General features: G+C 42.8%; 18 protein-coding genes and 1 other annotated feature. Of the genes, 5 read left to right on the top strand and 13 right to left on the bottom strand.

The annotated features are described in order from the left end of the window. Positions 1-29: 29 nt before the first annotated feature. Together NYE63_RS22280 and NYE63_RS22285 are read right to left on the bottom strand one after the other, a co-directional pair. Entirely contained in the window at positions 30-719 is a 690-nt protein-coding gene (locus NYE63_RS22280) for an alpha/beta hydrolase (RefSeq protein ID WP_342602745.1), read from the bottom strand. Positions 720-854: 135 nt separating this feature from the next. Next, positions 855-1,757 carry a LysR family transcriptional regulator gene (locus NYE63_RS22285; protein ID WP_342602746.1) on the bottom strand — a complete coding sequence of 301 codons (903 nt, stop codon included), beginning with the start codon at positions 1,755-1,757 and terminating at the stop codon, positions 855-857. A gap of 121 nt (positions 1,758-1,878) precedes the next feature. Between NYE63_RS22285 and NYE63_RS22290 the strand changes: the two genes are divergently transcribed. After that, positions 1,879-3,882 carry a YhgE/Pip domain-containing protein gene (locus NYE63_RS22290; protein ID WP_342602747.1) on the top strand — a complete coding sequence of 668 codons (2,004 nt, stop codon included), beginning with the start codon at positions 1,879-1,881 and terminating at the stop codon, positions 3,880-3,882. A 224-nt stretch (positions 3,883-4,106) separates the two neighbouring features. Here the strand turns inward: NYE63_RS22290 and NYE63_RS22295 are convergent, their stop codons facing one another. Then, positions 4,107-5,555, bottom strand: a complete 1,449-nt coding sequence (locus NYE63_RS22295) for a DHA2 family efflux MFS transporter permease subunit (RefSeq protein ID WP_342605847.1) — start codon at positions 5,553-5,555, stop codon at positions 4,107-4,109. Positions 5,556-5,809: 254 nt separating this feature from the next. Here NYE63_RS22295 and NYE63_RS22300 point away from each other — a divergent pair, with 254 nt between their 5' ends. Next, a complete protein-coding gene (locus tag NYE63_RS22300) occupies positions 5,810-6,706 on the top strand; it encodes a TetR/AcrR family transcriptional regulator (RefSeq protein WP_342602748.1) in 897 nt (298 codons plus the stop codon). A 147-nt stretch (positions 6,707-6,853) separates the two neighbouring features. Continuing rightward, the gene (locus NYE63_RS22305; RefSeq protein ID WP_342602749.1) at positions 6,854-8,527 is read left to right on the top strand and encodes a ribonuclease J; all 1,674 of its coding nucleotides are present in this window, start codon (positions 6,854-6,856) and stop codon (positions 8,525-8,527) included. A gap of 46 nt (positions 8,528-8,573) precedes the next feature. Here NYE63_RS22305 and NYE63_RS22310 read toward each other — a convergent pair whose 3' ends face one another. The 3 genes from NYE63_RS22310 to NYE63_RS22320 form a co-directional block, all read right to left on the bottom strand. After that, on the bottom strand, positions 8,574-9,911 hold the full coding sequence (locus NYE63_RS22310; protein WP_342605848.1) for an amino acid permease: 1,338 nt from the start codon (positions 9,909-9,911) through the stop codon (positions 8,574-8,576). Between the two features lie 411 nt (positions 9,912-10,322). Further along, positions 10,323-11,555: an MFS transporter gene (locus NYE63_RS22315; RefSeq protein WP_342602750.1), complete on the bottom strand. Its 1,233-nt coding sequence runs from the start codon at positions 11,553-11,555 to the stop codon at positions 10,323-10,325. Between the two features lie 199 nt (positions 11,556-11,754). After that, entirely contained in the window at positions 11,755-11,985 is a 231-nt protein-coding gene (locus NYE63_RS22320; RefSeq protein ID WP_342602751.1) for a hypothetical protein, read from the bottom strand. A 262-nt stretch (positions 11,986-12,247) separates the two neighbouring features. On the opposite strand from NYE63_RS22320, the gene NYE63_RS22325 reads away from it, so the two are divergent. After that, positions 12,248-12,874: a LysE family transporter gene (locus tag NYE63_RS22325; RefSeq protein ID WP_342602752.1), complete on the top strand. Its 627-nt coding sequence runs from the start codon at positions 12,248-12,250 to the stop codon at positions 12,872-12,874. Positions 12,875-13,107: 233 nt separating this feature from the next. Here NYE63_RS22325 and thrS read toward each other — a convergent pair whose 3' ends face one another. Next, the gene (thrS, locus tag NYE63_RS22330) at positions 13,108-15,027 is read right to left on the bottom strand and encodes a threonine--tRNA ligase (RefSeq protein ID WP_342602753.1); all 1,920 of its coding nucleotides are present in this window, start codon (positions 15,025-15,027) and stop codon (positions 13,108-13,110) included. A gap of 300 nt (positions 15,028-15,327) precedes the next feature. Beyond that, positions 15,328-15,549, bottom strand: a binding site (T-box leader). Between the two features lie 122 nt (positions 15,550-15,671). Between thrS and NYE63_RS22335 the strand changes: the two genes are divergently transcribed. Continuing rightward, the gene (locus NYE63_RS22335; protein ID WP_342602754.1) at positions 15,672-15,947 is read left to right on the top strand and encodes a hypothetical protein; all 276 of its coding nucleotides are present in this window, start codon (positions 15,672-15,674) and stop codon (positions 15,945-15,947) included. A 44-nt stretch (positions 15,948-15,991) separates the two neighbouring features. Here the strand turns inward: NYE63_RS22335 and NYE63_RS22340 are convergent, their stop codons facing one another. The 6 genes from NYE63_RS22340 to NYE63_RS22365 form a co-directional block, all read right to left on the bottom strand. Beyond that, the gene (locus NYE63_RS22340; RefSeq protein WP_342602755.1) at positions 15,992-16,591 is read right to left on the bottom strand and encodes a hypothetical protein; all 600 of its coding nucleotides are present in this window, start codon (positions 16,589-16,591) and stop codon (positions 15,992-15,994) included. Positions 16,592-16,975: 384 nt separating this feature from the next. Then, complete coding sequence (locus tag NYE63_RS22345; protein WP_342605849.1) at positions 16,976-18,466, bottom strand: amino acid permease; 1,491 nt, start codon at positions 18,464-18,466, stop codon at positions 16,976-16,978. Between the two features lie 121 nt (positions 18,467-18,587). After that, positions 18,588-19,913: a peptidase gene (locus NYE63_RS22350; protein WP_342602756.1), complete on the bottom strand. Its 1,326-nt coding sequence runs from the start codon at positions 19,911-19,913 to the stop codon at positions 18,588-18,590. Positions 19,914-19,924: 11 nt separating this feature from the next. Beyond that, positions 19,925-21,106: a thiolase family protein gene (locus NYE63_RS22355; protein ID WP_342602757.1), complete on the bottom strand. Its 1,182-nt coding sequence runs from the start codon at positions 21,104-21,106 to the stop codon at positions 19,925-19,927. A 19-nt stretch (positions 21,107-21,125) separates the two neighbouring features. Next, positions 21,126-21,788 carry a 3-oxoacid CoA-transferase subunit B gene (locus NYE63_RS22360; protein ID WP_342602758.1) on the bottom strand — a complete coding sequence of 221 codons (663 nt, stop codon included), beginning with the start codon at positions 21,786-21,788 and terminating at the stop codon, positions 21,126-21,128. Then, positions 21,773-22,471, bottom strand: coding sequence for a CoA transferase subunit A (locus NYE63_RS22365; RefSeq protein WP_342602759.1), 699 nt, complete (start codon positions 22,469-22,471; stop codon positions 21,773-21,775). The genes NYE63_RS22360 and NYE63_RS22365 overlap by 16 nt, the downstream gene beginning before the upstream one ends. Position 22,472 lies beyond the last annotated feature (1 nt).

Genomic DNA, 22,472 nt, shown 5'->3' on the forward strand with positions numbered 1-22,472 from the left:
TCCTCCATTTCTATTTTCCCTTTGGAAGCTCATGAAATAAGAAACGTTTTTACGGCAGACAAGAAAGCTGGTAAATTATCTTCATGCACAAAGTGTCCGGCATCCTCTATCGTCACCAATCCGCAATTCGGAATAAGCTCGGAAACCTCCTGCAATTTATTTTGGGGAATATGGCTCGACCCGCCCCCTATAACAAGCGTCGGCATCATAATATCGGTAAGACGCGCCCACCATTCGGGATTGGGTTCATTAAGCTGCTGTAGAATCGAAGGCACAACCTGCCAATCAAATGACAGAGGGCCAGAAGGTCTGGAAGGAACCTCCATTGGTTTATCCGAAAAAGGAGGTGGCGTGTCTTCGACAATCAACCTATCTATCCTCGAAGGAAAAGTTTGCGAAAAAAGATAGGAAACTGTTCCCCCCATGGAATGCCCTATTAGCGAAAACCTTCCCAAATTAAGCGCATCCGCAAACTGAAGCAAATCATCGCACATCAAATCAAAGGTGTATGTATTAGTTCTCGCACTCCCACCATGGCCCCGTTGATCTAAAGCTAAAACACGATAATTTTCTCCTAATGCGGCAGCCACCTGATCCCATGATTCTGCACTTTTCCCCAACGCGTGAAGAACAACAAGCGGTGGTGCAGAAACATCCCCGCTCTCCCGATATTGAAACGTGAGGCCATTCAACTCAATTTGATTTACCCGTATTTCCATCTCCATTCATCTCCTAGGATCGGATTCGTCATTTTGAACCCGATATATTTAATAAAAACCTCCTAAAATACTATGTTCTCTATAATTAAATTATACTTTTTATGACTTCACCCATTTATTCGTCCTAACGGCGATTTATTCATCCTTTAGTCTAGCGGAGTTGGCGGCAGCGAAGTAGTCCATAACAAATAACCGAAATTGCTTGGCTACTGGGGTGAAGTAGCGTTTTTCTGACCACCCGATCCCTATTGTTCTTTGACAAGCAGGTTCCGTTATCCGGATTTTATGGGATAATGACCCTGTTTGATGGAGCCATGTCAATTCGGAAACGAAGGCGACCCCCAATCCCTTCTTGACAAGGTCCGAGATGACAGCTGGTTCATCTCCTTCGAATGCGATGTGCTGGACGAATCCCGCTTCGAGGCAAAATTGGTCGGTTAGGCTGCGGAACCCGAAGCCTGTATTCATACTGATGAATGGTTCATCTTTCACTTCTTGGAGTTGAATGCTTTCCCTGCCTGCCAGCCTGTGATTGGGAGGGACAATCAAGTATATTTCTTCGGTGATCAGCGGTTCCCACTTTAAGTCTGGTCCTTCAATCGGAACGGAAGAAATGCAATAATCGATTTCTCCTTCAATTAGAAGCTGTTTCATAGATGATATGGATTTTAGGAATTGTTGAAAACGGACATCCGGGTATTGAGATAAAAATGTACCCAATAAATCAGGCAGGACCCTGGGAATGGTAACGGCCAAGGTGATGTTCTTTTGGTCTTGATCTGTTAATTCCACTATTTCGCGCCTTCCTTCATTCAGTTCTGCAAAAGCGCGTTCGACCCGGTTCAAGAATATTCGTCCGGCTGCGTTGAGCTTGATTTTCCGGTGTTCCCTATCGAACAGTGAGACTCCCAAATCCTCTTCAAGCCGGGATATGGTTTTACTGAGGGATGGCTGAGCAATCTGAAGTTGTTCCGCAGCCTTCGTCATATGTTCCAGTCGTGCCACGGTTTGAAAGTACTGCAGCTGTAATATTTCCATTTTCCCACTCTTTTCACATAGATTTAAATCTATTATTACATAATCAATTATGTATTATACAGTATCTAAAAAAGCCATTATGATGAAATAATCTCTTAGTTAGAAAGGGCAGGCTCAAATAATGAAAGGTTTACAACTTGTATTTCAAGATATAAAAGCAATGTGGAAACATAAACACGGGAGAATCGCCTTGATTTTCCTTTTGGTCGTTCCATTGATTTACTCAGGTTTCTTCTTAGCAGGATATTGGAACCCTTATGGAAAGTTGGATCAGCTCCCAGTTGCAGTGGTCAATCTCGATAATGGCTCGGAAATGGATGATAAGCCAGTCGAGGCTGGAGATGATTTCGTTAAACAATTGAAGAAGCAGAAGGAATTGGACTTTCACTTTGTAACGGCAAAGGAGGCTAATACGGGTCTTGAAGATGGTACCTATTATATGGTTGTCACGATTCCGGATGATTTTTCGGAAAATGTCACGACTTTAATGGATAAAAAACCGGAAACGGCTAAACTTTTGTATACTGTCAATCCAGGTAAGAACTTCGTAGCTTCACAGATCAGCTCAACTGCTGTTGAAAAAATGACGGCAAAAATCAACGCAAGCATTACGAAAGTCTATTCTGAAGGCATCCTTTCGAAATTCCAGGACGTTTCTAACGGCTTGGCGGATGCCGGGGATGGTGCGGAAAAGCTTCATCAAGGAACGGCGGATGCGAAAAGCGGCAGCGAGAAATTGAATGATGGCATCCAGGATTTGAATGATGGCGTCCAGAAGCTGCAAACAGGAAGCACCAAGCTCTTGGATGGACAAGAAGCCTTAACGGATGGTGCGAAAGGATTATCAACAGGTTCCGAGAACTTGCATTCCGGCATGAAGCAGCTATCTGATGCACATGACTCATTGGAAAATGGGATGAATGAAGTAAGTAAGGGTGTTGAGAACTGGTCAGCCGGAAATGCAAAATTGATGCAAGGGCAAGAACAGGCTGCCGATTCAGCGGATACTCTTAAGAAACAATTGGATGTCTATATGAAAAATCATCCTGATGCAATAAAGGATCAAGACTTCAAGCAAATCGTTTCCCTATCAGAAGGTTTATCCAAAGCAGTCACCACTTTACATGCCGGTCAAAAGCAATTGGGCGAAGGTGCTGCCAAAGTGGCTGATGGACAAGAAACCGTTCAAACCGGGATGAATGCTTTTGGTGATAAAATGGCACAAGCCACCTCAGGTGCTAAGCAATTAAACGAGGGTTCTGAAGAATTGGCGAATGGATTATTTAAATGGAAAAATGGTTTCTCCACTTTACATGCCGGTATCGATTCGCTAGCGGGCGGAAGCAGCCAGCTAGCCAGTGGATCGACGGAACTTCAAGACGGACTGGCTTCACTGGAAACGGGTTCAAGTAAATTATCCACCAAGCTTAATGAAGCTGCCGATAAAACCACCAGTCTTCAGTACGATGATTCGACAACTTCGATGTTCTCTGAACCCGTACAATTGGTCCAATCCAATTTATCTGAAGTACCTAACTACGGAACCGGGATTGCTCCTTATTTTCTGTCATTGGCCTTTTATGTAGGCGGCATCATGGCTTCCAATATCTTGCCGCTTGGCCGCAGGCAGAATCTTAAGGTTACCGGAACCGTTCATTTCACGAATAAATTAATGCTGGTATATGTAATCGGCTTGATACAGGCACTTCTAGTGGATGCAGTCGTCCTTCTTGGATTCCATTTACACGTGGCAAGTGTCCCTGTATTCATTCTATCAAGCATCATCGTTTCATTTACCTTCATGACATTCATTCTTATGTTGGTGACCGTATTCGGAGTGGTCGGCAAATTCGCAGCCGTGACCCTTCTCGTGTTCCAATTAGCGACCTGCGGCGGAACATTCCTAGGCGAACTGGGCATGTCATTATTGACGAAAATCGGTCAATTTTTACCTATGGCCCACTCATTAAAGGAACTTCAAGAGGTCATCTCATTAGGCGGCTGGGATAACTTACGAATGCAGATTTGGATCTTACTTGCCTATCTCGTTTCAGCAGCGGTCATTGGCTGGATAGCCAGTCATATCCAGCATGCAAAAGTAACTTCAGAGGAAGTGACATCTTGATCTAAAAAAGCGCAGTGCAAATGGCACTGCGCTTTTTTTATATACAAGTGAAAATCACCGGGTAAAACATACTGATGGATCGTGGATCGAATTATTCCGTTGTTACCTGGATTAAATTCCGTTCCGGCCTTAAATCGGTGATAAACCGAACTAAATCAGCTGAAGTTAAAAGAAAAAGCCCTATGCTGCCTGAACTATTCAGGTAGCATAGGGCTTTGTGTCTTTTAAGCGGTTTGATCTTTTTTCATAGCTGGTTTTTCTTCAGCCGGCCATGCGCGCTTAATGAATAATGTCAGAATCAGTGCCACAGCAGCAATGAAGGTGGATACAAAGAAGGAGAAGTTAATTCCATCGAGCATCGCCTGCATCCCGATTTGGGCCTGCATTTGTTCCATCATCTCAGCAGTGGGCTGGCTTGTTAATTTGCTCATTGCTTTGGTCATTAAATCCTCACCGGAAGAAGCGGCATGGTTTGACATGACCGTAACAAGCAATGCCGTACCGATTGCACCGGAAATCTGGTTCAGAGTGTTATTCATGGCTGTACCATGCGGGTTCATACGTGCTGGCAGTGAGTTCAATCCATTTGTCATGATCGGCATCATTGCCATGGACAAACCGAATAAACGGACGGAATAAAGAATCACAATATGTGTATAAGAAGTATCCATTATTAATTTACTGAAGAAATACGTCGTCACCACAGTAATAAACAAACCGGTTGAAGCAAGTATGCGGGCACCGAATTTATCGAAGAGCTTACCGGTAATCGGTGACATGAAGGCCATCAATAGTGCACCGGGCAGCATCAGCAACCCTGAATCGAATGGTGAAATGCCACGGACCGTTTGTGTATACATCGGCATTAAGATCATCGCCGAGAACATGGCCATATTAAGCACGATTGAAATCGTTGCAGATAAAGCGAACATCGGATGTTTGAAGATCTTGAATTCAAGCATTGGCGTTTCCATTTTCAGCTGGTGTGTAATGAAAAGGATCAGGGAAATGGCACCGACAATCAATGTTCCATATACCCAAGGGCTATCCCAGCCTTTGCTGCCTGCAGAGCTGAATCCGTAAAGCAGGCCGCCAAAGCCCAAGCTAGATAGGATGACCGATAATTTATCGATTTTAATATCGACTTTTTCCTTTTTGTCTTTAAGTTTAAAGAAGCCGAGAAGAAGCACTAGTAAAGCAAGCGGAGTGATGAAGTGGAATAGCATTCTCCAATCATAATGTTCGATGATCCAGCCTGAAAGCGTCGGCCCGATTGCAGGGGCAAACATCATGACTAAACCGAATAATCCCATTGCCGAGCCCCGTTTTTCAACAGGGAAAGCAGTTAAAAGCACGTTCATTAATAACGGCATCATAATGGCAGAACCTGCAGCCTGAACCATACGTGCGCTCAATAATAGCGGGAAAGTATGCGCTACACCTGCAACGATCGTCCCGATCGAGAATAGGAGCATCGCTGTCAGGAACAGATTACGTACCGAATATTTTCTTATTAAGAAGGCTGTTGTCGGAATCATGATTCCGTTCACAAGCATATAGCCCGTTGTCAGCCATTGAACTGTGGAAGTCTCGATTCCCAGGTCTGTTTTGATTGATGGCAGTGCAATATTTAAAAGGGTTGAATTCAGTATAGCTATAAACGCCCCGACCATCAGTATAGCCAAAATGCCATACGAACCCTTTTTCTCATTTGTTTGTGCAGTACTCACTTTTAATCTATTCCTCCATTCAAACTATTGGTTCATTTAATTAGACGAGCGGTATATTCCAAACTCACAAAATCAATAATATACCCCCAGTTCATTTTTTGCAATAAAAATTTACTGGTTTAAATAAGGGTTTGTGCTGCGATGAAAAATAGAGTACGATTACATTTATACAAGCAGTATAATGAAAATAAGGTGATATGATGAATAATCGAAGGCAGAATGTCATCGATACGGCTCATAAGCTGTTTATTGACAAGGGCTACCAAGCCACGTCCATACAGGACATTTTAGATGGCAGCGGTATATCAAAAGGTACATTTTATAATTATTTCCCTTCGAAGGGTGAATTATTTATAGCCATTTTCCGTTCCTTCTATACAAAGATTCGCCATGACCGGGAAAAACTTTTGATTGGTCAAGATTCCGCCGATATTGAAATTTTCATCCAGCAGCTCGAACTGCAGCTGATGGTGAACAAGCAAAGCAAATTGCTTATCCTGATCGAAGAAGTCCGTGTTTCCAACGATGAAGAATTAAAACAATTCATCAATAACACGCTATTGTTGAGCTTACGCTGGATGTATAATCGTTTTCTCGATATATTCGGGGAAAGCAAAAAACCCTATCTATTAGATAGCGTCATTATCTTTCATTCGATGATGACCCACATGAATCATTTTAATTATCGTGCTAATCCCGTCGGTACACCCGACATACAAATTATCCGCTATTGCATGAACCGCATTGTCCATTTAGTCAATGAAGTGGCTGAAAGCGGGGAACAGATCATTGATCCGGAACTAATGGATACGTGGTTTCCAAACTTTACAAACCATCTTGATCCTTGCCATAATGATTTGCTTCAATCCACCACTGAATTGAAAAGAGCGATAAACAAAGCTTTTCCATGCGATGAAGATCGAACAAGAGCCATTGAATTGGTCGACTTTATCCAAGATGAGCTGATGCAGTCCGACAAACCACGAAAATTCTTGATAGAAAGTTTGCTGCTCACTTTGAAGACATGTTATGCATCACAGGTCCAAGCATATATTGAGCCTTTTGAAGAAAGCATCAATTCTTGCTTGAGCTGATGAAGATTGAAAACACACGCACCTACCGAAAACGGTAGGTGTTTTTTATACCTTTTTGAAATGCCCTGATTTTATAAAAAGAGTTGGTTTTATAAAAGGAACCTAAGGAAACACTATCCTTATCATAATAATGGGAGGTTTATCTACTTGGGTGTGAAAGAGAATGCATTGTCCATACTAGCTCTGGGCGGAGTGAATGAAATCGGAAAAAACATGTATGTGGTTCAATATTCTAACGATATCGTCATTATTGACTGTGGTGCAAAGTTTCCTGATGAAAGTTTATTAGGAGTCGATTTAATCATTCCTGATATTTCCTTTCTTCAGGAGAATAAGGAGAAGATCCGCGCTTTGATTGTGACTCATGGGCATGAAGATCATATTGGCGGTATCCCTTATTTCTTAAAAAAATTGAATGTACCCATTTATGCCACACGTTTAACACTTGGTTTGATTGAATTGAAGTTAAAAGAACATAACCTTTTGGCTAATACGGAATTAATCCAGATCGATTCGGATTCAAGGTTGGAATTTGGGGAGTTGGTTCTGGACTTTTTCAAAACGAATCATAGTATACCCGATTGCCTTGGAGTCACCATGCATACGCCTGAAGGCACAGTCGTTCATACAGGGGACTTTAAGTTTGACTTGACTCCCATGAATGATCAGTATCCCGATATTCATAAAATGGCCAAAATCGGGAGTGAAGGTGTACTGGTTTTATTATCTGAAAGCACGAACGCTGAACGTCCCGGCTCAAGCCCCTCGGAGCATCTGGTTGGCAGCCATATTGAAGAGGCCTTCATGCAGGCAAAACAGAAAGTCATTCTTTCGACCTTCGCTTCAAATGTCAATCGTGTTCAACAAGTTGTGAACGCTGCACAGAAGACAAACCGGAAACTCGCCCTTATTGGACGAAGCATGGTGAACGTCGTATCCGTTGCCATTGAACGCGGCTACCTCCAGGTTCCTGATGGGATGCTTATCCAACCACAAGAAGTGGATAATTATGCTCCTGAAAGGGTCGCGGTTTTATGTACAGGAAGTCAAGGAGAGCCGTTTGCTGCCCTTTCACGCCTTTCCAGTTCGAATTATCGGGATATGAGCATATTACCTGATGATACAGTGATTCTTGCCTCCACTCCAATACCCGGAAATGAACGGGATGTTTCACGTATCATTGACAACCTGTTTCAACTGGGTGCCAAAGTCATTTACGGTTCTGGGACCGTAACCGGCATGCATGTTTCCGGACATGCCTATCAGGAAGAGTTGAAGCTCATGCTTACCCTGATGAAACCTAAGTATTTCATACCGATTCACGGTGAATATCGGATGTTGCACCAGCATCGATTACTAGCTGAGTCTGTCGGGGTGGAGAAGGACCATACTTTCATCATCAATAATGGCGATGTTGTGGATATTGAAAACTCCGTTGCCCGTCAAACGAGAAAGGTCGCTGCCGGCAATACCTTTGTTGACGGTGTGGGCGTTGGTGATGTTGGAGAAATTGTACTGCGGGACCGGAAGCAGCTTTCCGAAGATGGGATGCTCGTTATCGTGATTACATTAAGCAAGACGGAAAGAAAAATAGTATCAGGACCCGATACCATTTCCCGTGGATTTGTATATGTTCAAAATTCAGAGGACCTCCTTAGACATGTTAATCGTCTTGTCACGAAAACAGTCAACGACTTACAAAATGAAAAAATATACCGATGGAACGTCATTAAGCAAACCATAAAGAAGGAAATTGGGCATTATCTCTTTACTCAAACTAAGAAAAAACCAATGATCCTTCCGATCATCATTGAGGTTTAGCGCCAAATCGAAAGGAACTCGACTTCGTATAGTCAAGTTCCTTTTTTCAATCAAGTTCTGATTTACTTGCTTTTGCGGCCATCGCCTTGTTCTTATTCCAAACCTTGAACTTCATGAAAACGGCAGCAAGACCGATGATCACGATGAATAAAAGGCTGATGAAGAACCCTGGTCGTATCTCTTTTTCAAGCAGGGTGCCACTAACGGCGGCTAAAATTAAAAAAAGTCCGAAAACGGCCGTAATCTTACTCCAAATCTTATTTTCCAAGATTTTGAATGAAGAAAGAATGATGAATGCCCAGTTATACAAAAGTAATATACCAGCAGATGTTGTAATGTATTCATAAATCTTGCCTGGCAGGAGCAAGGCAGTGATGATCGATCCTAAAAGTCCTAAGGCTCCAAGACCCAGTGAAGGCAATGGAAGGTCCTTGAACTTCTTGATCTTTTGCATGAATAATGCCGGTGCATTCCCATCATTGGAGAGCGTTACCAATAGATTGGTTACACCAAATAGTGAAGCCGTCATCGTCGAGAAACCGGCAATGATAATCGCACCATTAAAAACGTGAGGGAAAAATGTCAGATGATAACTGTCCAATGCCGAAACGAATGGGCTTTCTTTTTCACTGAATGCCCCTATCGAAATCATGGTTACGGCTAACCCCAATGAAACGACATATATGATGGTAAGAACCAAGAGCATGATTGTCCCTGCCTTTGGCGCATCTTCTTTCTTTTTAAGCTGCATCGCCATCAGTCCAATGACCTCAATGCCGCCAAACGCATAAAAAGCATAGATAAGGGATGTCCAAAACCCTTTTAGCCCTTTTGGGAATAATTCATTGTACGTATTCGGAAATGAGGGAGGTTTCCCTCCATCAAGACCAAACCAGCCGAAAACGGCACATATTGCAATAATGATAAACATTACGATCGCTGCTGTCTTAATTACCGCAAGGATGTTTTCCACTCTGTCGAACCCTTTTGTTCCCAGCAATACCACCACGATTGAAACAATTGCAAAACCGGATGCAAATAGCCACAGCGGTACTTTTGGGAACCAAAATTGCGATAACAGTGAAAGCGCAGTTAGCTGACTTCCCATGATCAATATATTGGAGGACCAATAATTCCAGCCACAGCTAAAGCCAGCCCAGCGTCCAAATGCTTTATTGGCATAATAACAAAAAGAACCCTCTTGAGGATCGGCAGCCGTCATCTTAGCAAGCAGATTATAAACGATGTAGGTACCTAATGCAGCCAATACAAATGAAAATACAATGGATGGCCCCGTCGTTTTAATCCCTATGGTCGATCCAAGGAAATACCCTGTACCGATCGTACAGCCTACACCGACCAATGATAGCTGCCACCAATTCATATCGCCTTGTTGTTCACCTGATGCATTGGAATCTTGAACGGCCTTTCCCTTCGCTGAACTGCAATTGGCTTTTGTTGTCATAACGTACCCCCTCCCATCATTCATAGTGTTAATAAGGCCACAATGAATTATGCAAGGAAGAAGTTTTCCAAATGATCAATCAAAAATCAGAATTAGATTTTAAGTGATATGTAATGTGCTTAAGCATTTTGATACGATGGCAGAAATGCCTTGATAAGCAAAATAAACCCCAAAGCCGATCAGTGTAATGTAAACCCGGATGATCGAAATGGCCATCCGCGATCATCGACCCTGCTCCAACGATCCAGGCATGCCAAAAAATTTGCGAATTACAAACAAAAAAGCCGTGAAAAGACCGGCCTTTTCGGAGAATTTCTATTGAAGCCTACGTTAGGCAGCAGCTTCTTTTTTTTCTGAACTTATGAATTTCAAAACGATCAAGACGATGCCTATGCCCATGATTCCTGAAATGATATAGCTCATATTGATATGATTTTTCATGACCAGGGACATGACCGGGGGGCCTGCTGCAACTCCGATGAACCTTGATGACATGTAGAAGGAAGTAATCGTCCCCCGCTGTTCCTTTTTTATATTTTGAGTGATGATTGCGTCGAGTGTCGGCAATAACGCACCAATTGCTATGCCCACCAAACTCGTTACGAGTAATAAAAGGAAAACTTTGTTTTTTGTAAAACCGACAAATACAAGGCTGATTGAAAGGACAGCTATACTGATCATGATGATCTTTTTCATGATTGGTAATTCACCCTTGATTTTTTTCCCTGCAACATAAGAAGACACACAAAGAAAAAATAGCGGAATCGCTATCACTAAACCTTTTTTGACTCCATGCAAATCATGGATTTTTTCAAGATTGTCAGACAAAAAGAAAAGAACACCGAACAAAACCAACATGACAAATACACCAATCAGGAAAACTGTATATAACCATTTTCCTTCCTGCTTGAATATTTTTTTCGTATCATGCCAGAATTCTTTGAATTTCTTGGGATCATCTTTCTCCTTTGGTACCTTTATAAAGAAAAAAACCAAGACAATAGATATTAAACTGAAAAATGAAATTGAGAAGAATGGTAAAAACCAAATAAATGCAGCAAACAGGGAACCCAATATTGGACTTAGTACTTTCCCAAATGTATTCGAGGTTTCTATGATACCCAAACAAGAACTCGTTTTTTCATCATCATCCTTGTATAGATCCCCCACCAGAGGCAAAATGATCGGCGAGGCCCCAGACGCCCCAATCCCTTGCAATACCCTCCCAATGATGATCCATGTATAGGGATTTTCCATTTTCCATGATGCATAACCAGCGACCAAGCCACCAAGAAGGGCTAGGATCAGGCTTGGCAGGATCACCATTTTCCTTCCAAATCGATCTGATAAATAGCCAGCTATAGGAATTAAAAAAATTGATGCAACGGAATAGCTTGTTATCACCATGCTGGATTGAAATGAAGATATCCCCACCTTTTCCTCAAAAATGGGCAAAACTGGAATAAGCATTGAATTTCCAAGTGTCATCACCAATGGAATCGATGCCATACTGATCAGGCACCACAAGCTTACATTATTATTTTGCTTCTCATGACCTTCCATACTTACACTCCTCATCCATTATAAAAGCAACTAATTGCATAAAAGGTAACCATTTGTGAAACGAAAATGTTTTGCATCATTTTTAAGATGTCTTAAATTATTATGTTATAGCGCAGAAAGATTTATTCAGTAGCGCTTTACCCAAAATTACCCCTTATGTCCATTAAAACGAAAAAACTCATTCTATTTTAAGAATGGGTCAGACTGTAGACAAACTCGATAATAATTCATTTTGCCAACAATGTTTTATTTTTGAGGGTTTGTAAAATTCAACGTTGCTATCCCTTGGATACGCTTTTCCCGCAAGGGTCTCGTACCTTAACGTATTTGAATGTCCTTCTTCAAAATGATCCTTAATTTCATTTATTGCAATATCAGTATGCATGATATCAATTGTTTTGTATTTATTCTGTATCGATAATTCAGGCATAATTACCCTCCAATTCCCCTGGAGTTTTATAGCGCATACATCAAAACTGACGTCTATCCATTTGACTAAATTACATGATGAAGGACTTTTATGTGTGGTTACAAAAACATCCAGGTTCCAGGTCACGGCCAAGTACATCCATAAAGCAAACCGGACCATGATTCACCATATCCACTCAAAAAAGGACTAAAAAGGTGGTACAAGTCCCATTGTTTGAATACATTCAAATAAGCGAAGATGTATCAAACGATGAGGTGATGATTTGGGTGTTTTTTTCAGCTATGTATTATTAGGCTTATCATTAGCGGCTCCTATCGGCCCCATAAACGCTGCTCAATTGGACAAAGGAATCAAAAAGGGTTTTTGGCATGCCTGGATTTTTGGCTGGGGTGCCATTTTAGCGGACTTAGTTTTTATAGCCCTCGTCTTTTTCGGTGTCGTCCACTTTTTGGACAACTCCTTCATGAAGACATTTTTATGGCTTTTTGGATTTTTCGTCCTGACCTATACCGGAATCGAAAGTCTGCTTAGTGCAGGTAAGATTGAAGTGAATGCACGAAATGCGAAAGAATCCCTTTTTTCTTCATTCCTGACTGGATTCATCATGTCACTTTCGAATCCTTTATCCATTTTGTTTTGGCTGGGGATTTATGGATCCATTCTCGCAAACTCCGCTTCAAAATATGATATGGATCATTTACTTTTATACAGTTCAGGAATCCTTATCGGCCTCTTAGTCTGGGATTTCGTTATGGCCATCATCGCCAGCACCTTCAGACGCTTATTATCCAAACCCATTCTAATGGGCATCTCGATCATTTCGGGTATATCCCTTATAGGGATTGGCATTTACTTTGCCATCCAAGCAGCCAAGGTTTTATTTACATAAAGATTTAAGCATTTACTCGTGAGTTTTGGGGATTTACTCGTGAATCCCAGCCATTTACTCGTGAGTATGGGTGCTTTACTCGTGAACTCGCAAAAAATTTCTTACTTTTATATAAAATAGGCAGGGTATGGATTTGTAGATAAAAAGACAGCCGATTTATTCGGCTGTCTCTTTTTATCCAAACCTAATCCAATGGGCATTTACTCGTGAGTTTGGATTAAGCTGCCATCATATTAGATGCTGCGTTCCTTTATTTGCTGGACCATTTTCTTGATGAACGTTTCTATTACGACATTTTCAAATTCTTGTTCCCCGTATTTCCGGACATTCACTTCATTTTCTTTCTCTTCTTTATCTCCAAGGACCAGCATATATGGGATTTTATCCATCTGTGCTTCCCTGACTTTATACCCCAGCTTTTCATTCCGATCATCAATTTTCACTCTAATCCCTTGATTCTTCAGTTCTTTTTGAACCTTTAAACAATAATTCAAATGAACTTGTGAGACAGGGATGATCAGTACTTGCACCGGGGCAAGCCATACCGGAAAAGCACCTGCAAAATGTTCTATCAGGATTCCAAAAAAACGATCAATCGATCCAAAAATGGCACGATGAATGACGACCGGACGAACTTTTTCATTATTTTCATCGATGTAAGTCAGATCAAATTTATCGGGCATTTGAAAATCAAGTTGAATTGTTGCACATTGATGGCTTCGTTTTAATGCATCTTTAATATGAAAATCAATTTTCGGTCCATAAAATGCCCCGTCCCCTTCATTTAATTGATAATCTATCCCAATGCTTTCCAGAACATTTTTCAAGGCTGTTTCAGAAGCTTCCCAAAGGGAATCATCACCCATTGAATCCTCTGGACGAGTCGAGAGCTCAACGGAATACTCGAATCCAAAAGTGCGATACACCTTATCAATCAGATGAAACACTTGTTTAATTTCACCCTCGATTTGATCCTTCCGAACATAAATGTGTGCATCATCCTGACAAAATGTACGGACCCGCAGCATCCCGTTCAATGCACCGCTATATTCATGACGGTGGACTTGACCGAATTCGGCCATCCGGATGGGTAAATCCCTGTAAGAATAAAGACTGTTTTTGAAAATAAGCATATGACCCGGACAGTTCATTGGCTTCATCGCGAATTTTGTTTGATCCACCTCAGTAAAGTACATATTCTCATGGTAATGATCCCAGTGACCCGATTGTTCCCATAACCGCAGGTTCATCATGTAAGGAGTCCGAACTTCGTCGTAATCAGCTTCAGTCTGAAGCTCCCGCGAGAACTTCTCCAATTCATTTCTAACAATTTGTCCTTTCGGTAAATAAAACGGCATTCCAGGGGCTTCCTCCGAGAACATGAATAACTCCAACTGCTTCCCTAATTTACGGTGATCGCGTTTGGCCGCTTCTTCCAGGAATTTAAAATGATCCTGTAAATCCTTTTTCTTTCGGAAAGCCACGCCATACACCCTTTGAAGAACTTCATTTTGATTGTCTCCCCGCCAATATGCACCAGATACACGAGTCAATTTGAACGATTTTACAAATGATGTGGATGGAAGGTGCGGCCCTTTGCATAGATCGACGAATTCCCCCTGTTGATAGAGCGTTAATTTTTCACCCTTAGGGATATTCTTTGCTATATCCAACTTGAATGACTCCCCTCTGCCCTCGAATAACTTCACAGCTTCTTCATAAGACACTTCGATCCTTTTAATTTCCAGATTTTCGCTTATGATATGTTCCATCTCTTTTTCAATAGCTTGAAGATCTTCTGAGCTCAAAGGATGATCTAATTTAAAATCATAGTAAAAACCATCTTCCACGACTGGCCCCATCCCTAATTCCACATTTCGGTATAGTCTTTTCACAGCCTGCGCCAAAACATGCGCCGATGTATGTCGTAAAACTTGTAATCCTTCATCCGAATCCAGTGTCAAGATCGATAGTACGGCATCCTTATTCAACTTGAAACTTAGGTCAACCAGTTGCTTATCCAGTTTTCCTGCTACTGCCTTTTTCCTTAAACTTGAGCTGATGGACCCTGCCACACTTTCCACTGTCATCCCTTGCGGATATTCCTTTTGCTGCCCATCCGGGAATTGAACTTTAATCATTTTTTCACCCATCACATAAACACCCCTTTTTTTGTAATAAAAAAACGCACTCATCCCTATGCAAGGGACGAGCGCGTTTACCCGTGGTTCCACCCAATTTCCCATAAGCAAGAAACACTCATGGCTCTGGAGCTTGTAACGCAGCTTAGACGATATCAGTTACTCTCGTTCACCGATATAGCTCAAAGGCGGTAAATCAGTTTCCTAAGCCAGGAAGTTCGCAGCTGCCCTTCCCTCTCTGCAGACCGTAAAAATGATTCATGTCCTTGTCATGGCAATGATTATAATAATAAAAAACGCACCCATCCCTAAATAAGGGACGAGTGCGTTTACCCGTGGTTCCACCCAATTTCCCATAAGCAAGAAACACTCATGGCTCTGGAGCTTGTAACGCAGCTTAGACGATATCAGTTACTCTTGTTCACCGATATAGCTCAAAGGCGGTAAATCAGTTTCCTAAGCCAGGAAGTTCGCAGCTGCCCTTCCCTCTCTGCAGACCGTAAAAATGATTCATGTCCTTATCAATGCTTCTAAAATGTAAATGGATTTTTATATTGTTATATATATTACAATATATTTCCATAAGTGACAACCTCAAATTTTTTAATTTCATTACAAACACTAAATTGGTATAATTGGTAAAAAAAGGAGTATCTATGAAAAGTTTAAGCAATTGGTCTATCGCATTTGCAGTGATTGGTACACTATCATTTTGCTGTTCCCTTGCTTTACCTAAAGCCTCCGAGTTGCTTATGATCTCAGGATTCGGAGTGTTACTTATTGGTATGTTATGCAGTTTCGGGGCCATGCATAAAAATGAAAAAGGAAAGTCGAAATTTTTGGCTGTGGCTGCATTCTTTCTTTTAAGTTTCATTCTCGTCTGGAATGAACCACTTCAAATTGTCAGGCTCTTGACCTGGATGAAGAATTAATCAAAATGAAAAACCCGTTCACCATGACGGGTTTTTTGATCGATTCAATTTTCATCGGCTATCGTTCCACTAGAATTCTTTATTCTAAGCCATAGCGAAATTCCAGTGGTCCAGAGAATTAGCGCGCATCCAAAGCCTAGCAAGGATAACGGTGCAAGGATTTGATGCTCCCCAACCATGAAGGTGTCTGGCACAATAAGCAATGTGATAAGCGCTAATAAACAGAGAAGCACTCCTGTTGCATAGTAGATCTTGATTTGGAAAAGTGACGCCAAAGGTAAAAAATGAATCCCGACAATAATGGCGATGACTCCCGGTATAAGATCGGTCTGATTGATCAAGTTACAGATGGCAATGGCAATCCCGATCAACAAACCTTCGGCAATGAAGACCATATTAAACAAAAATCCGATACGCTTAAGACGCCTAGCCCCATTTTCTGAAACTTGATTGGACATTTTTTGTGATGCATGAATTAATGAAATGCCGCCGATAACCATTATGATTCCTACGAATATAGCTGCGAGTTCCACGTAGGGAAACCCCCACCCCTGCAATCCCATTACACCAATACCAGCCCACAGTGTACCGAAGAATGCCATGAAAATGACTCCAATTCCAGAACCGCGAAACGCCTCTTTCATCATCAGTTTCCTTTCATCCACAGTAATATCGTACATAGAATAATAGTATTGCACACCCACCCCAATTATTCAGCTATAAAAAATGATTTATTGAAAAAATTACCATACTGCAAATTTTAATAGATAATTGCCGTTTTCGTTGATATATTTCTATTTTCGACGATATAACTGGATTTTCGGATTTCTACTTTCGGAGATATAACTGCCGTTTTCGTTGATATATTTCTACTTTCGGAGATATAACTGGATTTTCGTCGATATATTTCTATTTTCGACGATATAACTGGACTTTCGGAGATATATTCCTATTTTCGGAGATATAACTGGATTTTCATACAAAAAAACCTGAGTCCCCAAAGGGATCTCAGGTTTTTTCCATTGGTATCAGGCCACATCTGATTTATCGAATTGACAATCTTTTAATGATATTAATTTGGTCTTGTGATAAATCTTGTATCCTAACCAGATCACCAGGAATATCGGTAATCCGATATAGGAGACGGCGACGCCATACCAGTCGATGCTGCCGCTTAGGAATGCTTGATAGTTCTGCCCTGCAATGACACCCATGCAAAGGACGAATGATAGGATCGGACCGAGCGGAAACCATTTTGCTTTATATTTCAATTCGTTCAAATCACCGCCCTGTGCAACATATGCACGTCTAAAGCGATAATGGCTGATTGCAATACCAATCCAGGCGATGAAGCCGGTTAGCCCGGATGCATTCAATAGCCATGTAAATACATGGTCCCCTAAAATGGAGGTCAAGAAAGCGAGTCCTCCAATTAAGGATGTCATGATCAAAGCATTCATCGGGATCCCCCTGCGGTTGACTTTGGCCAGGAATTTGGGAGCTTGATGATCTTTTGCCATCGACCATAACATCCGTGTTGATGCATATAGCCCCGAGTTCCCTGCGGATAGTAAGGAGGTTAACACGACTGCATTCATGACGGATGCCGCAAATGCCAGTCCTGCCCGTTCAAAGACAAGCGTGAAAGGGCTTACAGAAATATTATCGACATCTCCGTTCAACAAACTTGGACTTGTATACGGTATTAAGAGGCCGAGTATCAGGATGGCCCCGATGTAAAATAATAGGATGCGCCAAAATACTTGGCGGATCGCATTCGGAACATTTTTTTCGGGTTCTTCACTTTCTCCGGCAGCAATACCAACCAGTTCCGTGCCTTGAAAAGAAAATCCCGCGATTAGAAAGATGCTGATGATCGATAAAAATCCTCCCTTGAATGGTGCCTCATCCATGGTGAAGTTTTCAAATCCGATCACCTTTCCGCCAAAAACCCCCAATATGGTCAATAAACCAATAATGATGAAGCAAATGATGGCAATGACTTTTATTAAGGCAAACCAATATTCAGATTCACCATAGCTTTTAATGGATAGGGCATTGAGGGTGAAGACGATTCCAAGAAATAATGCACTCCATATAAGGCTGGGTACATCGGGGAGCCAGAATTTCATGATGATGGCTGCAGCGGCTATTTCCACGGCAAGGGTGACTGCCCAGTTAAACCAATAATTCCAGCCAAGTGCAAAGCCGAATGCGGGATCAACAAAGCGTGTGGCATAGGTGGAAAATGATCCCGACACAGGCATATATGTCGCCATTTCCCCTAAGCTCGTCATAAGGAAATAAACCATGATTCCAATGCAGGCATATGCAGCCAGGGCACCACCAGGCCCTGCGCTCTGGATGGTTGCCCCGCTTGCCAGGAACAATCCGGTTCCTATTGAACCGCCAATGGCAATCATGGTCATATGCCTTGCTTTCAGTTGCCTTTTAACTGTTGGTTCTTGATTATCGGGATGCCTTTTAACTGTCGGTTCTTGATTATCAATGAGATTCATATCCATATGGTTCCTACCTCATTTTCTTTTATAGTTAAAAGTTCAAGAAATATAAGAGTTTTAACAACCGCTTTGTGAAAGACTGAAATATTTCGCTTTACTTGATGGGATGCTATCCAGTTTAATTGCCATTGCCTGGTATCGTCTCCCTATTCCCGGCCCGTGTGACCCCATCCTGCTCAGTCTCCATTCCGCACCATTGAATTAAAGTAAGGGCAATGATCTCCGCTGTGGAGAATACGTTGTCGAGCAGGATGTATTCATTTGGATAGTGGGCAACCTCGGTTACTCCTGGCCCGAAAACGATTGCAGGCGTTTCACCGACATGTGTCAGCAATCCCCCATCCGTTCCCCAAGGGGATGCTTCAATGACCGGGTCCTGTCCGGCCACTTGCCGATATTGATGAACAAGCGCATTCATCAATTCATGCTCTACATCAATTGCTCCCGGAACCCAGCGTGCCCCGAACCATTCCAACACTGGCGGGTTTTCCTTGAACCATTGGTCCACTTCCCCCAGCTGCAATAACCAGGCAGCCATTTCGTCTTTCGCCTGCTCCATCGTTTCGTCCGGCGCAACGCCCATCCTTCCTTCGATTTTCACAAGGTCGGGAACGGATGACGGCCAATTACCGCCTTCAATGACACCTAGATTGATTGGAATCGGAATAGGCGTGTTCTGATAAAGCGGATCACTGATACGTGCATTTCGCTTGTCTTCCAAGGCACGAATATGATTGATGACGGTCATGCTTTTTTCAATCGCACTAACGCCTTCATACCTTGTTCCGCCATGTGCTGACCGTCCTTTTACATGGATTCGGAACCACATCGATCCCTGCTGTTTCGGGAAGATCCTCATATTCGTCGGTTCAGGGATCAGGGCGGCATCGGCTTTATACCCCCTCAGGACGGCCGCTAATGTTCCGGCTCCGCCGCTCTCTTCTTCAATCACACTTTGAAAAATGACATCTCCCTTTAATTGGATGCCATTTTCCTTCAATGCCTGCATCGCAAGGATCAGCGATACATTTCCACCCTTCATATCGGTTACTCCGCGTCCAAACATTCTTCCATTCTTAATCGCTCCGCTATATGGGTCGTCGTCCCACTGATCCCGGTCTCCATCTGGAACCACATCGATGTGTCCGTTCAAAATGATGGAACGTCCGCCTCCAGTCCCTTTCATGATACCTACCACATTGGGGCTGTTGGAAAATTCACTGCGTGGAGAATAGAAATAAGAATGCTTTTTCAGCTCGCCGCCATCAGGTTCCCAACTATCAATCTTCAAACCCATTTCCTGCAGCTTTTGTGCGACGATGGCCTGTGCCCCTGCTTCATTTCCTTGCGTACTCGGGGCTTGTACCATTTTTTGCAATAGGTTTGTTCCTTCTTCCCGATGATCCTCTATCCATTGGTTTATCCGTTTTTTTATATCCGGCACATTTATCCTCCTTAAATACACATATTCTCATAGATTACTGAAAGTCCCATTCCACCTGCCATACACAACGTTACCATTCCGTACTTAACTTGTGAACGCAACATTTCATGCATCAGTGTGACTGTCAATTTTGCACCTGTTGCTCCTACAGGGTGACCAAGTGCAATTGCCCCTCCATTGACATTGACAATATCCTGATTCAAATCTAACTCCTTGATCACTGCAAGTGCTTGGGCAGCAAAGGCTTCATTAAGTTCAATCAATCCGATATCCTCTAACGATAGACCTGCTTTTGCCAATGCCTTTCGAGTCGCTGGTACGGGTCCAATCCCCATAACTCCAGGTTCAACTCCTGCACTGGCGAACGCCTTTATTTTCAAGAGCGGTTTTAATCCCTTTTCTTCTGCTTGCTGCTTGGACATTAATAGTACAGCTGCAGCTCCATCATTCATAGGACAGGCATTTCCTGCCGTAATGGTTCCTTCATTTTTGAATACTGCTGGAAGACTGGCTAGTTGATCTAGATGAATGTCCCCGCGTACCCCTTCGTCATGGTTGAAGATTTGAAGTCCTTTTCGATCCTTGATTTTAAGCGAAATAATTTCTCTATCAAAGCGACCCTCTACTATAGCTTTCCAAGCCTTCTTGTGGCTTTGATAAGCAAATTGATCCTGTTCTTCACGACGGATACCGTATTTTTCAGCCAAGCGCTCGGCAGTTATTCCCATATGCTCATTTCCCAAGGAACATATTAATCCATCTGCCAGCAGAGCATCCTCCATCGTTATGTTTCCAAATTTACCGCCCCATCTATTTTTCACGATATAAGGCACATTGCTCATGCTCTCCACTCCGCCGGCAATGATTACGTCTTCTTGACCAGCAGCGATAGTTAAAGCGGCGTTGGTAATGGCCTTTAAACCTGATCCACATGCTTTGATTACAACGTGGCCTGGGACACTGTGTGGGAAACAGGCCATCTGCGACGAAATTCGGGCCGAGTTAAGTCCGCCTCCATGGACATAGCCATGTCCGAAAATCACTTCATTTACCTTTTCTTTACCTAACCCGGAATTATCCATTAATCCTTCCAATACTTGACGGCCCAATTCGGTAGCTTTAACATTCCGTAGTGATTTGCCAAAGGATCCAACTGCAGTTCGCGCTCCAGCAACGATGACAACCTCATTCATGCTTTTTTCCTCCTCTTACCTATTCAATGGTGTTGACAGCAGCATGGATTTTCAACGTTGCCTCTGTATTCCTTATCACATCATCCACGGTATATGGCGCCATGACTTCCTTCAGCACCAATCCCTCTTCTGTAACTTCCATGACTGCCATATCCGTGATGATTAAATCCACACTCTCCCTTGCCGTCAATGGAAGCGTACATGTCTTCAATATCTTCGATTCACCCTGCTTATTCACGTGATTCATCAAGACGATCACCTTTTTGGCTTTCTGGGCAAGTTCCATTGCCCCGCCCATCCCCGGCACCCGCTTTCCTGGGACGATCCAATTCGCCAAATCCCCTTTTTCACTGACTTCCAAGGCTCCAAGGATTGTGATGTCGATGTATCCTTTCCTGATCATTCCAAATGCAGTTGCACTGTCAAAGTATGAAGCTCCCATTACAGTGGTGATCGGGAATCCTCCCGCGTTACAGAGGGCAGGATCTTCTTTCCCGGGATCAGGACTTGGACCTGTACCGAGAACTCCGTTTTCCGCATGGAACAGCACATGGATATCTTGAGGTATATGGTCGGCCACCAAGGTAGGGATGCCGATGCCTAAGTTGACTATCAATCCGTCATGAATTTCCTTGGCGGCGCGTTTCGCGATGCGATTTCGTACATCTACTGCCATGCCCATTTCCAATTCACCCCTTTAGTCGGAATCACCATATCTACATAAATGCCTGGTGTGGCAATACATTCCGGATCCAATTCGCCTGCAGGAACAATTTCATCCACTTCCGCAATCGTGAAGGATCCAGCCATCGCTACGAGCGGATTGAAGTTACATGCAGTCTTGTCGTACACTAAATTCCCCAGCGAATCTGCCTTTTTGGCATGGACGATGCTGACTTCAGCCGTCAAAGCGGTTTCCACCAAATATTCTTTTCCTTCTATCATGATCTTGTCCTTGCCTTCTTCGGCTATCGTACCAATCCCGACATCGACAAAAATCCCGCCTAATCCTACACCGCCAGCACGAATCCGTTCGGCTAATGTCCCTTGCGGTGAAAATTCGACTTGCAGCTTTCCTTCAGTCATGAGCCTGCCGGCATTAGGATTGGATCCGATATGTGAGGCGATCACTTTCTTTGCCCTTTCAGCAGTCACAAGCCGGCCAATGCCGATGTCAGGGAATCCAGTATCATTGCCAATCAAGGTCAATTCCTTGACGCCCTTGGCAAGAATACCCTGTACGAGCGTCGGAGGGGTCCCCACCCCGCCAAATCCGCCATACATGAGTGTGCATCCATCGGAAATATGCTCCAATGCTTCTTCCATCGTCACAATTTTGTTTTTCTTCGTAATGACCTGCTTCATA

The organism is Peribacillus sp. FSL E2-0159 (genome assembly GCF_038643155.1).
Lineage (GTDB): Bacteria > Bacillota > Bacilli > Bacillales > DSM-1321 > Peribacillus > Peribacillus simplex.

Coding starts and splice junctions, on each gene's coding strand:
- NYE63_RS22310 (WP_342605848.1), bottom strand. CDS start 9,911: ATGAATTGGTGGCAGCTATCATTGGTCGGTGTAGGCTGTACGATCGGT.
- NYE63_RS22345 (WP_342605849.1), bottom strand. CDS start 18,466: ATGAATCTCATTGATAATCAAGAACCGACAGTTAAAAGGCATCCCGAT.
- NYE63_RS22290 (WP_342602747.1), top strand. CDS start 1,879: ATGAAAGGTTTACAACTTGTATTTCAAGATATAAAAGCAATGTGGAAA.
- NYE63_RS22320 (WP_342602751.1), bottom strand. CDS start 11,985: ATGCCTGAATTATCGATACAGAATAAATACAAAACAATTGATATCATG.
- NYE63_RS22315 (WP_342602750.1), bottom strand. CDS start 11,555: ATGGAAGGTCATGAGAAGCAAAATAATAATGTAAGCTTGTGGTGCCTG.
- NYE63_RS22365 (WP_342602759.1), bottom strand. CDS start 22,471: ATGAAGCAGGTCATTACGAAGAAAAACAAAATTGTGACGATGGAAGAA.
- NYE63_RS22280 (WP_342602745.1), bottom strand. CDS start 719: ATGGAAATACGGGTAAATCAAATTGAGTTGAATGGCCTCACGTTTCAA.
- thrS (WP_342602753.1), bottom strand. CDS start 15,027: ATGGGTGAAAAAATGATTAAAGTTCAATTCCCGGATGGGCAGCAAAAG.
- NYE63_RS22355 (WP_342602757.1), bottom strand. CDS start 21,106: ATGAATGAGGTTGTCATCGTTGCTGGAGCGCGAACTGCAGTTGGATCC.
- NYE63_RS22285 (WP_342602746.1), bottom strand. CDS start 1,757: ATGGAAATATTACAGCTGCAGTACTTTCAAACCGTGGCACGACTGGAA.
- NYE63_RS22295 (WP_342605847.1), bottom strand. CDS start 5,555: ATGGTCGGGGCGTTTATAGCTATACTGAATTCAACCCTTTTAAATATT.
- NYE63_RS22340 (WP_342602755.1), bottom strand. CDS start 16,591: ATGAAAGAGGCGTTTCGCGGTTCTGGAATTGGAGTCATTTTCATGGCA.
- NYE63_RS22335 (WP_342602754.1), top strand. CDS start 15,672: ATGAAAAGTTTAAGCAATTGGTCTATCGCATTTGCAGTGATTGGTACA.
- NYE63_RS22360 (WP_342602758.1), bottom strand. CDS start 21,788: ATGGGCATGGCAGTAGATGTACGAAATCGCATCGCGAAACGCGCCGCC.
- NYE63_RS22300 (WP_342602748.1), top strand. CDS start 5,810: ATGATGAATAATCGAAGGCAGAATGTCATCGATACGGCTCATAAGCTG.